Genomic DNA, 14,809 nt, shown 5'->3' on the forward strand with positions numbered 1-14,809 from the left:
TAACGTTTATCCACTAAAAACTGGCTTTTATCCGTAAAACTTGGTGTGTATGCCCTTTTGTCAGGATATACTTAGAATCGTGACCGAATCCAAAAAACACATCAACCGATGGTAAATGGGTTTGGTCTCCAGACAAATAAGCATTAAAAAATTTCCGAAGTACTCGCATTTGGCTAAAAAATGGCTTTAAACTTGCTTAAATTTAGCCGCTGTAAAGCAATTAGACCCGCCCACATAACGATTTTGACTTACTGTGAATCGCCGACTGTTGACTACGTTGACAGATGATTGTGCAGATTGTACTTAGGCTCCACAATATGCCAGCGCAGCGGGGTTGGTGGTCGGAGCAGGGGAGCAGTCGCGGGTGCTTTGATTTTCGGGTTGAGTTGCATACTTTTGTATGCGGTAAAGTGTCCGAAGCGATGCCCCTAACCGTAGATTGTATTTTTATTAAGTTTGATTTTTTATACTGCGTTGTGCTTTGTAAATGTTTACAATTAAATACGACACAGTTATCTCTTAGGAGTAATTACCGTGAACAACAGAAAATTAACCGCGTTACTGGTCAGCAGTTGCTTAACCAGCGTGGCTTATACCGTGCCTGTATGGGGTGCGCCTCCTCCGGCCGACAGTGTAAGCATTACCATTAACGACAACCGTAGTTCTACGTTCCAAGTCGTGTTGCAATCTCGTCAAGGCAACACATGGACGTACCAAGTTTCAAAAGCAAAAGGCTTTGATTTAAGTCACTGGGTTTTAGGTATTCCAAGCTGTCAAGGCAAATATGTCAGCTACACCGCCGGTGCAGAAATCGGCGTTGACGGCAGTATCAAAGATCAAGTGTTCTCTGGAATTAAATGGAATTCCAGTGGTGGCACATTCAGCTTTACACTGGATGGTGATTATGCGACGGCATCCGTTCCCGTGCTGGTGAAAGCTGCAAACGGTTATGCTGAATCTGTCATGGCAGGCCCTGATTGTACAACACCTAATGTGCCTGATGTGCCTGTTGTCGATGAACCAGCTCCTGAAGAGCCAGTGGTTGATGAACCTGTTGCAGAAGAACCTGCTCCTGAAGAGCCAGTGGTTGATGAACCCGTTGCAGAAGAACCTGCTCCCGAAGAACCAGTGGTTGATGAACCCGTTGCAGAAGAACCTGCTCCCGAAGAGCCAGTGGTTGATGAACCCGTTGCAGAAGAACCTGCTCCTGAAGAACCTGTGGTTGATGAACCTCCTCCAGTGGCCGTGGTTGATCCAACGGATGATTGTCCAGTCACCGCAGTGCCGATTTATGGCGTACAAGATAACTTGTTGAACGACTCACAATTGTTCAAGACTTACGTTGATCCAGTCACCAAGGCGGTATTGGTTGAAAACTTAGGTACTGAGCAGCTCGGTATGGACATTGAAGGCTTGGCATTCCATCCTGTTACCAGCGAATTGTATGTTAGTTCTGGTGACGATGCAGCCAACCCAGAAGATATGGGCGTATTGTATCGTGTCGATATTGAAACTGGTGCGACAACTCGTTTAGGTCAACTGTATCAAGGTGAAGTATCTGCTTTAACCTTTAGTGCAGATGGTCAAAAATTGTGGGGTTGGATCGATTACGATGGCGTTTTGGTGGAAATTGATGCCGCTGCGTTACGTGATGGTCAAGTCACTTTAGACGAAGTTGTGGCTTACCACACCAATGCACCACAACTGCACATTGAAAGTTTAACCACTGGCGTGAGCAGCGAAGGCCACACCGTTTTACACGGCGCAGCCAATCGAGACATCGTCAGTTTCAACGTGGAAACTGGGGCATTAAACCGTTGTGCTAATGTATTCCGTTCACAATCTGAAGTGATTGAAATGTTAGCGGATGGTTCATTGTTGTTTGCTCTGCATAACAACCAACGTCCTGCGATTTACCGCGCTGAGTTTGACGCTGTTAATTGTGGTTTAGAAATTGTGGATAAAATCCCAATGCCTGCCGCATACTATGACATCGAAAGTTTAGCTGTTCCTCCTTACGTCTGTGCGGTTGAAGAACCTGTAGTTGAAGAGCCGGTTGCTGAAGAACCTGTGGTTGAAGAACCAGTAGCTGAAGAACCCGTGGTTGAAGAACCAGTAGTTGAAGAACCTGTGGTTGAAGAACCAGTAGTTGAAGAACCAGTAGTTGAAGAACCAATTGCTGAAGAACCCGTGGTTGAAGAGCCAGTTGCTGAAGAACCTGTGGTTGAAGAACCAGTTGCTGAAGAACCCGTGGTTGAAGAACCTGTGGTTGAAGAGCCAGTTGCTGAAGAACCTGTGGTTGAAGAGCCAGTTGCTGAAGAACCCGTGGTTGAAGAACCAGTTGCTCAAGCTTGTCCAGTGACTCCATGGCAAACCGTGGTCGATTCTACCAACGATGCCAGTGAAGCAATTGGTGGCAAGACCGTATTTGGTGGCAATGGCTTTGAAGTTTACAGCTTGTCTATGAAACAAGTGGGTGAAGAAGTGACTGTTGTGATTCGTACCAACCTGCCTTTAGAAGGCTTAAACTACGGTGGCAAAAACATTAGTTGGGGCGACTTGATGCTAGACTTCTCTGCGAATGCACAAGGTGGCAAAGTCTTTGAGATGAAAATGCCTAAAGCCACTAAGCAAAATCCTAACCCCGTTATGCCAAAGAGTGGTGTTTACGCGGTTCGTTTCAGTGCAGCCAACGACTCTGGCGTGTCTGAACTCGGTTTGTATGATGTGATTTCTAACAAATCCGTTGTTTCTAGCAACTACGGCTGGAGTAGCCTCAAGAACTACTTGGACAATGCTAAAGTTGATTTCTCAGGCAACCCTGTTGTGCCTTCCTTGGGTCACGTATCCATTGACAACAGCTACTTTGCAAACTTCGACAAAGGCGGTAAAGTACCAACCAGTATCGTTGCAGGGAACTTCTTAGGTGGCTTGGGAGAACCTAACTTAGATGCAATGGATGACTTCGATCACACCACTCCTGCGGGCGTTGTGTTTGACAAGAGAAGCGCGATGTACGGCGTAACCATGAAAGACGGCAACCCGCCTGAACTCTACACCATCGCCTTCAGCTTCACCAGAACCCCAGAAATGACCGGTGCCTTCACTGCCTACCTCTTCACCGAGTGCATGAATGACGGTGTCGCCTTAAAGGGTGTTTTTGAAGATTGTCCTGACGAAGAATAGAACCTTGTCAGTTGTCACAATATAACCGCTGTGTTTCTTGTTTAAATACAGCGGCTTGATGTCAAGCCGAGTCGCTAAAATGATCACTGTTTTAGAACTCGGCTTTTTTTATTTGCAAAAAACCGTGCGCCAAGACACGGATTACTCCAGAAGGATTTCTTTATGAATCACTCTAGTCAAATCAATCGTCTCGCGTGGGCAGTGGCTTGTGTATTATTGCCGCAAGGGGTCTATGCCCTTCCCAACAATAACACCCTCACTCAAGCCACGCCCATCACCACCTTACCCTTCTCACAACAACAAGATACGCGCAACGCCACCGACGAAGCCCAGCAAGCCGCTTATACTTGTGTGGGAGATCGCTATCAAGGCAGCGTCTGGTATCAATACACCGCCACTCAAGCGGGCGTTTTGCTCGTGGATACTTTTGGGTCAGATTACGATACCGTGTTAGCCATCTGGACAGGCGACGCGCACCCCTTAACCCAACAAGCCTGTAATGACGACTCAGGCACAGTGCCGCAATCACTGGCTTTTGCCGAAGTCGAAGCGGGAACGCGCTACTGGATCAGTGTGAATTCACTCAAAGCGGCTGGGGGAGAATTATCCCTACAAGCGCGTTTAGTGTCGGGCTTAGACAACGACAATATAGCCCAAGCCATCCCCATCACCCCCAACGCCCAACAGGCTTTTAGCCGAGAACAAATCACCGAAAACGCCAGCAGTGAAACCCAAGAGGTCATCAGTCGTTGTGGCGGCGGTGCGGCCAGCGTGTGGTATCGCTACACACCGAGTGAGTCTCAACAAGTGGTTTTCACCACCACAGGTTCTAATTACGACACCGTGTTATCGCTCTGGACGGGACAAGCGCACCCGCTCACCGAAGTCGCCTGCAACGAATCGCACAGCAGCGTACTCACTTCATCCGTCACCGCACGCTTAACGGCAGGAACATCGTATTGGATACGTGCCAGCGGAGTGGATGATGAAACGGGTTTATTGCGTTTGAACCTGCACCCGATTCCCACCAATGATCGCTTAGAAGACGCGCAGGCCTTAACGGGCAATTTACCGCTTCATCACAGCCAATTTACCTATGGTGCGACGGGGCAAGACGCGGTCAGTTGTGCCGAGTCGGCTGGGGCGGATGTGTGGTTGAGTTATCGTCCCCAAGATGAGGGCTTAATTAAAATCAGCACCGAACATTCTGATTACAACACCGTATTGACCGTGTGGGCGCAAGATGCCAACTCACAACGCCTTGAATTGGCGTGTAATGACGATGCGCGCTTGCTTTCTTTTGGCGAACTCACTTCACAAGTGACCGTGTCGGCGCGTCCGAATGAGATTTATTATCTACAAGTGAGTGGTTACGATGGCGAAATGGGTGGTTTACAATTACACATTGAAGCCGCAGACTTAGATTTTACCATCCAACAACAGCCGCAAAATACCCGCATCACCTCAGGCGCAGAGGCGACGTTAGAAGTCACCATTGTTCCCACCAACGAAACGCAAGCCGCACGGCAACCCGTGACTTATCAATGGTATGCGGGCGAAACAGGAGACACACGCCGTCCCGTCGGCACAAATAGCGAAGTTTTACAACTGAAAAATGTCACTGAAAGCGGTTATTACTGGGTAAAAATCCGCAATCCGTCGGGAACACTCAGCAGTCATGCGGCTTTAGTACAAGTTGATGAGCAAGCTGTTGTGGATAAAAACAATGGGTTAAGTGTCGATAGCGAACTCAATCCCCTAGACACCAAAGCCCATTTATTCGGCACGTTAAGCCGCAAAGCCGACCAATTGCCCACCAATCTCGTCAACCAACGCGAAGCGGTAACAATCGATTTCGTCATTGACGTTGATCCCGCGCATCAAGGTCAAGCGGCTAAATTGGTATTAGTGGGTGCGTATCAAGGCAGTGCGTTTAATGGTATTTTTGCTTTACACGGCAGTGAATGGCAAGTGTGGGATGGGACATTATTGGGATTGGGACAGATGCAAGAAATGGCCGCATTGCCTGCACAAATCACTCTGCCTATTTTTGACGGTCAATTAACCGATTTAGTGGGCGAATTCACCTTTTTTATCGGCTATCAATTGGCGGATAATACTTTAGTTTATGGCAGTGAACCCTTAAACTTTACGGTCACTCCCTAAGCGCACAGAATAATCTAAGTTGTCGGCCTGCTAGGAGGGGGAAGAAAAGAGATCAAGTTGTCTTGTTAGATTTTAACAATAAAAACAACTTGTTATTCCCCCTCCTACTGAACAGTCTGATTCAGACCCACCAAAAGGCCTCATGTCCAAAAAAATCAAAACCCAGTATGTCTGCACCGCCTGTGGCGCAGCACAACACAAATGGTTAGGACAATGTCCTGAATGTCACGAATGGAATACTTTAGAAGAAGTTCGCGTTGACCCCACACCCGCCTCCACAACGCACCGCTTGGGTCACTACAGCGGTGCGCACCCCAATCTGTGCGTATTAGACCAAGTTCATGCTGAACCCACTGCACGTATTCCCTGTGGCTTGACCGAATTGGATCGGGTTTTGGGGGGTGGTTTGGTGAACGGTTCAGTGGTGCTGATTGGGGGCGACCCCGGTATTGGTAAATCCACGTTATTATTGCAAACTTTGTCAAAAATCAGTGAGTTAAGCGGTTTTTTTCCGCTTTACGTCACGGGCGAAGAATCGGCACAACAGGTCAGTTTGCGTGCCAATCGTTTGGGCTTGGATGTGTCGCGGCTGAAGCTGCTCACCGAAACGCATGTCGAACATATTTTGCGCTTGGCACAGCAAGAACAACCGCGGGTCATGGTGATCGATTCTATTCAAACCGTTTATACTGAATTGTTACAATCCGCACCGGGTTCTGTGGCACAAGTCAGAGAGAGCGCGGCACAATTGGTACGTTTCGCCAAACAAACGGATACCGCTGTTTTTCTCGTCGGCCACGTGACCAAAGAAGGCGCATTGGCTGGCCCTCGTGTGCTAGAACACATGGTGGATACCGTGTTATATTTTGAAGGCGAAAGTGATAGCCGTTTTCGTGTGATTCGGGCGATTAAAAACCGTTTTGGTGCGGTGAATGAATTGGGTATTTTTGCCATGACGGAGCGGGGATTGCGTGAAGTGAATAATCCTTCGGCGATTTTTCTTTCTCGCCATGAGGAGGAGGTGGCGGGCAGTGTCATCATGGTAACGCGAGAGGGGAGCCGACCGATGTTAGTTGAAGTGCAAGCCCTTGTGGATGAATCGCACGCGCCCAATCCACGACGTATCACTGTTGGTTTGGATCAAAATCGGCTGGCGATGTTATTGGCGGTGTTGAGTCGTCATGGGGGCATTGTGACCTATGATCAGGATGTTTTTGTGAATGTCGTGGGGGGGGTCAAGGTGACGGAAACGGCTGCCGATTTAGCGGTGTTGTTATCGGTGTTGTCTAGTTTACGCAATGCGCCGTTATCGAAAGATTTGATTGTTTTTGGTGAAGTGGGTTTAGCGGGCGAAATTCGCCCCGTTCCCAACGGCACAGAGCGATTGCGCGAAGCCGCTAAACATGGTTTTAAGCGGGCTATCGTTCCCAAAGGCAATATGCCCAGAGAATCTTTACCCGAATTGGAAATTATTCCCGTAGTGCGTTTGGTGGATGCGCTACATGCAGCAGGAGCGTAATTGTGAGAGAATGACCCAATTCAGGTTATTCATTCGTAAAATTTTCTGTCAGAATCAGAATTTACAGAATTTCAGGATTTTCAGAATTAAAGAATAAAAAATCTGTTTAAAATAAATCATCGGCAAGAATTAATTTTGAAAATTCTTGTGCCTGTAAATTCTGATTCTGACAAAATAAGGATTCTACGAACCCTATCTTTTTGGTATAGCTGAATATTTTTATTTAACTACTTAATTCTAATTCAGACAGCTTTCAATCACACGGAAATATTCATAATTATGTCTTATTGCAATCTTATTGAATTATTACAACAGCGTGCCGAATCGACTCCGAATCGACTGGCTTATAGTTTTTTAATTGACGGTGAAATTGGCCGCGAGATTCCTATTGACTACAAAACACTGGCACAACGCGCCCAAGCCATTGCAGCAGAATTACAAAAAAAAAGTACAAATTGGGGATCGGGCTTTACTGCTTTATCCACAAGGAATTGACTACGTTGCGGCCTTTTTTGGTTGTTTATACGCGGGAGTGATTGGTGTTCCAGTATTTCCGCCGCGAGGAAAATCCACTGATAGTCGTATTCAAGCCATTGCGCAAGATTGCCAAGCGGCGATTGTGTTGACGGTGGATAATGTAAAGCAAAATGTTACACAACACTTAGATTATGCGCCCAGTTTGCGCGAATTGCCTTGGTTGGCGACGGATAGCGTGTCACTGGATGCCGCATCAGATTGGACAGCACCGACAGGAATTGAACGATCTACGCTTGCTTTTTTGCAGTACACATCAGGGTCAACAGGTACTCCAAAAGGGGTCATGGTTAGCCACGGCAATCTGCTGCATAATAACGAATACATGGCAGATATTTGGGGGGGTTCTGTAGACAGCGTGATGGTGACGTGGTTGCCGATATTTCACGACATGGGCTTAATCTATGGCATTCTGCACCCGATGTATAACGGCTATCCCTGTTATTTGATGTCGCCTGCGACTTTTGTACAACGTCCGTTTCGTTGGTTACACGCCATTTCGCATTACCGTGCGACACACAGCGGCGCGCCGAATTTCGCCTACGATTTATGTGCGCAAAAGATTACACCAGAACAACGACAACAACTTGACCTCAGCGCGTGGGAAATGAGCCTAAACGGTGCCGAGCCAGTGCGGGCTGAAACTTATGAACAATTTTATGCGGCATTTAAAGAATGCGGCTTAAAAAACACTGTAATTTCACAAGGTTATGGACAAGCCGAAACCACATTAGTGGTGGCAGGCGCACGTTATCAAGATGAACCCCATATCATTCATATTCGCGGCGATTTGCTTGAAACCCAACACATCGCCGTCGCCGCACACCCAGAACATCCAGAAAAACAACGGTTTGTCGGATCAGGCGTGGTCGCAGCGGATGCCGATTTGCGTATTGTCAATCCCGACACGTTACACGAATGTGCGGCGGGGGAAATTGGGGAAATTTGGCTGAACAGTCCCAGTGTTACACATGGTTATTGGCAGCGACCCCATGAAACTGCGGCGACATTTGGTGCAAAATTACACGGCAAAGCCTACGCCCGCACGGGCGATCTGGGATTTGTATTAGAAGATCAATTGTTTATCACAGGACGTATTAAGGACATGATGGTGATTCGTGGCAACAATCACTATCCGCAAGACATTGAATATACAGTAGAAATGGCGCATTCTGCGCTGCGAGAAAATGGACATGGTGCGGCTTTTTCCATTCAAGTGGACGGAGAAGAACGCCTTGTTGTTGTACAAGAAGTCAAACGCGAAGCCTTACGCCAATTGGACAGCAACGCGGTGTTTTCGGCGATTCGTCAAACAGTTTCAGAGGTACATGACTTACAAATTTACGCTATTGTTTTACTGAAAACCGACTCAATCCCCCGCACGTCTAGCGGAAAAATTCAGCGCAGTGCCTGCCGCGAAGCCTTTTTAAAAGAAGAATTGCACGTTGTCGCACGATGGCAGCAGCAAGACGTGAAATCTGCCGTCGCCACGTCTTCCATTACAAAAAATATCCCACAAAAATCAACGGCAGAAATTCAAAATAAATTACTGGAATTGATTAAACTGTATTTAAAAATTACCCCAGAACAGTTAGATTTTAATGAACCCTTATTCCGTTATGGTTTGGATTCGGTCACGGCTTTGGGCATTGCGGGTGAATTAGAAGACAATTTAGGCATTCCGTGTTCTCCTACGCTGCTTTATGATTACCCAAATGTAAACGCATTGCTCGCCCATTTAACGGGCGCGCCCGCCACCTCACGTTTTACACCTGTTGCAATTTCAGAAATACAAAATGATGAACCCATTGCCATTATTGGCCTAGCCTGTCGTTTTCCCGGTGCAGAAAACAGCGAGGCGTTTTTGCAATTGTTACACACGGGACAAAACGCCGTCGTTCCCGCAAACAGTCAACGTTGGAAACAAGATTCGTTTTACGGAAAAGGACAAAATCCCCATGATGAACATCCGCGCCGTGGCGGATTTTTATCGCAAGTTACTGGTTTTGAACCCGAATTTTTCGCCATCGCCCCACGCGAAGCCGAACAAATCGATCCCCAACAACGCCTATTATTAGAAGTCACTTGGGAAGCCTTAGAAGCGGCAAATTTACCCGTAGATCGCTTAAAAGGCAGTCGTACAGGCGTATTCGTTGGCATCAGCACCAATGACTATACCCGTTTACAAGTTCGTGCAGGCGAGCCACTCACCGCGCATACGGGAACAGGCAATACATTTTGTATTGCTGCAAATCGCCTTTCTTACGTATTAGACCTACAAGGGCCGAGCATGGCGATTGACACGGCGTGTTCTTCTTCGCTGGTTGCGGTGCATCAAGCCTGTGTCAGTTTGCGTCAAGGGGAGAGTGAATTGGCTTTGGCGGGTGGAGTGAATTTAATATTAAGCTCTGATTTTTCAGAAATTTTTGCAGCCGCTAACATGTTATCGCCCGATGGGCAATGTAAAACATTTGATGCTTCAGCCAATGGTTATGTACGCGGGGAAGGGTGTGGGGTGTTGGTATTAAAACGACTCAGTGAAGCACAACGTGATGGCGATACGGTATGGTCTGTTTTACATGGTTCAGCCGTGAATCAAGACGGGCGCAGCAACGGCTTGACCGCGCCCAATGGCAAAGCCCAACAAGCTGTAGTCAATTCTGCATTACATTCAGCAAAAGTAAACGCCACCCAAATCAGTTATGTCGAAGCCCACGGCACGGGTACGCCACTGGGCGATCCCATAGAATTGAATGCGTTAAGTGAATTACTGCGCGCCAATCGCTCACCAGAACAGCCTTGTTGGGTGGGATCGGTAAAAACAAATGTGGGACATTTGGAAGCGGCCGCGGGCATTGCCGGTTTAATCAAAGTGATTTTGTGTTTACAGCATGAAACTATTGTACCACATTTGCATTTTAAACAACTTAATCCCTTGATTCAATTAGATAAAACCATTCACATTCCCACCGCGCCCACGCCTTGGCCAAGTGATACCGAAGGGCGACGCTATGCGGGAGTGAGTTCCTTTGGTTTCGGCGGGAGTAATGCGCATGTGATCGTGGGAAATACACCAAAGTGCGATCCGCCTCCTGCCCATGACCTTCCCCTTGCCCAAGCCAGTTATCATTGCATTCCTTTATCTGCACGAGAAATCAATGGCTTGCGTCAATTAGCAGGGCGTTATTATGAACGAATCCACACCGATCCGAGTATAGAATTAGCCGATTTAGCGCATACGGCTCGTTTAGGACGTACTGCATTATCCCAACGTGCTGCGCTCATTGCAGGTGATACGAATGCTCTATTAGAGCAGCTTTCTGCATTACGCGATGGAGCGGAACACCCCGACAGCGTCTATGGTGTACCACAAACACAAACGGCATTTAAAGTGGCCTTTTTGTTTACGGGACAAGGTTCACAATGGGCAGGAATGGGGCAGGAGTTATACGAAACACAACCCGTTTTCCGTCAAACTTTAGACGAATGCACCCAAATCCTTGCCGATGAGTTGCCTAAGCCCTTGTTATCCGTGATGTTTGGGGAAGACAGCGCGTTGTTAGATGAGACGCAATACACGCAGCCCGCTTTATTCGCTTTAGAATACGCTTTAGCGAGTTTATGGCACTCTTTTGGGATACAACCTGTGGCCGTTTTAGGTCATAGCGTGGGCGAATATGTGGCTGCTTGTATCGCGGGCGTGTTCAGTTTGGAAGACGGATTGCGTTTAATTGCCACGCGAGCGCGTTTGATGCAATCCTTGCCACAAAATGGCGACATGTTGGCCGTGCAAGCCGATGAAAAAACAGTACAGCACTATATTTCTGCTTATTTAGATCGGGTAGATATTGCAGGCATTAACAGTGTCAATAACGTTATTATTTCAGGCGAACGCGAGGCCATTAAAACCATTGCCAATAATGTACAAAGCGCAAATATTAAAACCACTTATTTAACGGTTTCTCATGCGTTTCATTCGCCTTTAATGCAGCCGATATTAGATGAATTTGCGGCTTATGTGGCAAAAATTACTTTACATCCACCGCGTTTGCCGATTATGAGCAACGTCACAGGTGATGCTACGGCTGACATGACAAAGCCCCATTATTGGGTGACACATTTGCGTCAAGCCGTGCGTTTTGCGCAAGGAATGCAAGCCTTAGAACAATTGGGTTGTAATATTTTCTTAGAAATTGGCGCAAAACCCGTTTTACTTGGAATGGGCGCGCAAGCCGTGCAGCATCCCACGCAAGCCCTATGGTTGCCCAGTTTACGCCCCAATGTGTCGGCTTGGCAGCAATTACAGCATAATTTAGGCGTTTTATTTGTCAATGGATTTGCATTAGATTGGGCAGCGATTGAAGCGCGTCAATTGGTGAAAAAGATTAATCTCCCGCTTTACCCTTTCCAACGTCAATATTATTGGTTAGAAAAGTCTGTTTATTCCACAGCTATTTCCGCCGACAATAACAGTCCTGCATTGCATCCTTTATGGCAGAAAAAATTGCATGTGCCGTTATTGCGGGAAAATGTTTTTGAAACGGGATTTAGTTTTGAATCGCCCACTTTTTTATCGGATCACATTATTTTTCAACAGTGTGTGGTGCCGGCGGCGAGTCATATTTCTATGCTGATTGCGGCAGCAGGTTTGTTATTTGAAGAAAAAGCCTGCACTTTGGAAAAAATCTTGTTTTTCCAAGCCTTAATTATTTTAGAAAATCAACCACGTACTGTACAAGTGGTGTTGACTCCAGAAACAGAAAAGTCAGAGAAACCAGATCGCCATGCGTTTAAATTAATCAGTTTTACCAATGGGTTAGCGGATGATCGTCATGTGTGGGCAGAGCATTTAAGTGGTATTTTAGCGCATCGTGCGCCTCCCACGGCTTTAGTGTCGTTGAGTGACATTCAAGCCCGTTGCACGGAGCAATTGGCGGGCGATCTCGTTTATGAAACGATGTCTAAACATCAATTTGCTTTAGGCGACAGTTTTCATTGGGTGGAGACCTTGTGGCGGGGTGAAAATGAGATTTTATCCCGTTTACAACGCCCGCAAGGACTTGATGATGCAGATGAATACGAAGTGCATCCGGGGTTAATCGATTCTTGTTTTCAACCTTTTTTCCTGAGTTTTCCGATAGAAGCGGATAGTACATTTGTGCCATTCAGTTTGGAAAAATTCGTGTTTCATCGCCAAGCTAATCAGAGTACGTTATGGAATTGGATGAAAATTAAACCGTCGGCTGATGGTAATTCATTGGCGATTGACATTTGTTTATTTGATGAATCGGGCTGGGTGATGGCGGAGGCGATAGGTTTGGAGTGTCGCAAAGCCAATCGTAGTGCATTATTGCGTAGTCTTGAAAAGGATGTGAATGCGCTATTGTATGATGTTTCATGGCAAAATGTACCCAAATCGCAAGCCTTAGCCTTGCCAGAAAATACAGGTTGTTGGTTGATTTTCGCGCCTGATACGGCTTTATCTCGTCGTTTAATTGAACAATTACAATCGATTGGCGAAGTGTGTGTGCAAATATGCGCAGGCGATGCGTATCGTCAAATCGATGATCATCGCTTTGAACTTGATCCCAAACAGCCTACACAATTCGCTCGTTTGTTAGACGATATTTTTACCAAAAATCTGCGCCCTTGTCATGGTGTGGTACAAATGTGGGGGGTAACGCCTTCTCATGTAGATTTTTCTGCACCCGATCAGTGGAATTTGCCCACAATTTTGGGGGGGACGCTGCATTTGGCGCAGGCGTTGGTGCAGCGAGAATGGTTAAATAGCTCACCTCAGTTGTATATTGTCACACAAGGCGCAGTGGCGATTTCAGACGCGCCGCGAGCGGTTAACCCTCTACATTCCAGTTTGTGGGGCTTGGCGGCGGTGATTCATTTAGAACAGCCGCAATTGCGTTGTCGTTGTGTGGATTTGGATGTTTCTGCGGGGGAAAATGCTTTATTTGCATCTTTATGGCAAGGATTACATTGGAATTCGGGTAAATTTCAAGTCAATCATTTGGCATTTCGTGATTCAGAACAGTCTGATTCTGAACAAGTTTACACGGCTAAATTGCAATCACACCGTGCTGTACAAAATAATTCTGTCGATTGGCAAATAAAAGCAGAAGCCAGTTATTTGATTACGGGTGGTTTGGGTGCGTTGGGTTTACAAACGGCGCAATGGTTAGCGGGTTTGGGAGCGCGTCATTTAGTATTACTCAGTCGGCGTGCGCCCAGTGATGCGGCGAAAACGGTGCTGACTCGTTTGGAAGCCGCAGGCGTGCAAGTTATTGTTTTGCATGTGGATATTGCGAAAATTGGCGTGTTAGATGAGTTGCGGGCGGCCTTGTCATCTTTGCCGCCCTTAGCGGGTGTCATTCATGCGGCGGGCGTATTAGCCGATGGTTTGTTGACGCAACAAACTTGGACGGATTTTGTGCAAGTTCTCGCTGCTAAAGCGGTCGGCACGTGGCAACTGCATGAATTAACTAAAGATTTATCGCTTGATTTTTGGGTGGCTTTTTCGTCTATCACGGGCGTATTGGGTGCGACAGGACAAGCGAATTACGCGGCGGCCAATGCGTTTATGGATGGTGTCGTACATTATCGTCGTCGTCAAGGCTTGCCTGCCTTGTCGGTGAATTGGGGACCGTGGGCGGAAGCGGGCATGGCGGCGAATTTGTCCGAGCGAGAACAGGCGCGTTTACGTCATTTGGGTTTGGAGCGTATTGCGATAACGGAAGGGCTGGGCATTTTAGAACGCGCTTTGCGTCAAGATTTAACGCAGTTGGTTGTGTTACCTGTGCAATGGCGGGCATTTTTGGGACAGTATGCGTCAATTCCTGCGTTTTTAAGCGATTGGGTGGAAACGCAAGCCGCTGTTTCCACTGGTGTTTCTGATTTTATACGAGAATTACAAACACTTCCCGCAGTGCAACAAAAAACCCGCCTCACGCAACACGTGCGCACGCAATTGGGTAAAGTGGCGAAATTGCGCGATGTGGCGAGTATTGAGCCGCGACAACGATTTTTTGATTTGGGATTAGATTCGTTAATGGCAGTGGAATTAAAGAATGCTTTACAAGTTTCTTTACAGCGAGATTTACGCGCCACATTAATTTTTGATTATCCCACTTTAGAAGCCTTAGTTGAGCATTTATTTAGCGAAGTATTAGGCTTAATTGAAAAGCCAGAAACGCCCACCATAACGGTGTTAAATAATGTCGATGATTGGTCAGAAGAAATGTTGTTGCAACGGTTAGAAGAGAAATTGGCGGGGTTGGGGGTTTAAGGTTGTTTGTTTTCTGGGGGCAAAAAGTTTTTTTTTGCCTCTGGTTGGGGTTTTTCCTCGTTCCCACATGGTGAGGCTGTAACTGAAAAAGAGGTTTCTTTACAGCC

5 protein-coding genes are annotated in these 14,809 nt (G+C 46.9%); all 5 read left to right on the plus strand.

Features of this window, described 5'->3' with window-relative positions; genetic code table 11:
- Positions 1–534 precede the first annotated feature (534 nt).
- The 5 genes from TPSD3_RS17510 (at position 535) to TPSD3_RS17770 (ending at position 14,702) form a co-directional block, all read left to right on the plus strand.
- Positions 535–3,186, plus strand: a complete 2,652-nt coding sequence (locus TPSD3_RS17510) for an XDD3 family exosortase-dependent surface protein (protein WP_176329792.1) — start codon at positions 535–537, stop codon at positions 3,184–3,186.
- 162 nt (positions 3,187–3,348) lie between these two features.
- Positions 3,349–5,352 (plus strand): hypothetical protein, encoded by a 2,004-nt coding sequence (locus TPSD3_RS08355; protein WP_086488100.1) that lies wholly within the window; start codon positions 3,349–3,351, stop codon positions 5,350–5,352.
- 142 nt (positions 5,353–5,494) lie between these two features.
- On the plus strand, positions 5,495–6,871 hold the full coding sequence (gene radA / locus TPSD3_RS08360; RefSeq protein ID WP_086488101.1) for a DNA repair protein RadA: 1,377 nt from the start codon (positions 5,495–5,497) through the stop codon (positions 6,869–6,871).
- 279 nt (positions 6,872–7,150) lie between these two features.
- Positions 7,151–7,366 (plus strand): hypothetical protein, encoded by a 216-nt coding sequence (locus TPSD3_RS17765; protein WP_217884401.1) that lies wholly within the window; start codon positions 7,151–7,153, stop codon positions 7,364–7,366.
- Positions 7,296–14,702 carry a type I polyketide synthase gene (locus tag TPSD3_RS17770; RefSeq protein ID WP_245391570.1) on the plus strand — a complete coding sequence of 2,469 codons (7,407 nt, stop codon included), beginning with the start codon at positions 7,296–7,298 and terminating at the stop codon, positions 14,700–14,702. The genes TPSD3_RS17765 and TPSD3_RS17770 overlap by 71 nt, the downstream gene beginning before the upstream one ends.
- Positions 14,703–14,809: the final 107 nt, after the last annotated feature.

It is taken from the genome of Thioflexithrix psekupsensis (genome assembly GCF_002149925.1).
Classification (GTDB): Bacteria; Pseudomonadota; Gammaproteobacteria; order Beggiatoales; family Beggiatoaceae; genus Thioflexithrix; species Thioflexithrix psekupsensis.

Coding starts and splice junctions, on each gene's coding strand:
- TPSD3_RS08355 (WP_086488100.1), top strand. CDS start 3,349: ATGAATCACTCTAGTCAAATCAATCGTCTCGCGTGGGCAGTGGCTTGT.
- radA (WP_086488101.1), top strand. CDS start 5,495: ATGTCCAAAAAAATCAAAACCCAGTATGTCTGCACCGCCTGTGGCGCA.
- TPSD3_RS17765 (WP_217884401.1), top strand. CDS start 7,151: ATGTCTTATTGCAATCTTATTGAATTATTACAACAGCGTGCCGAATCG.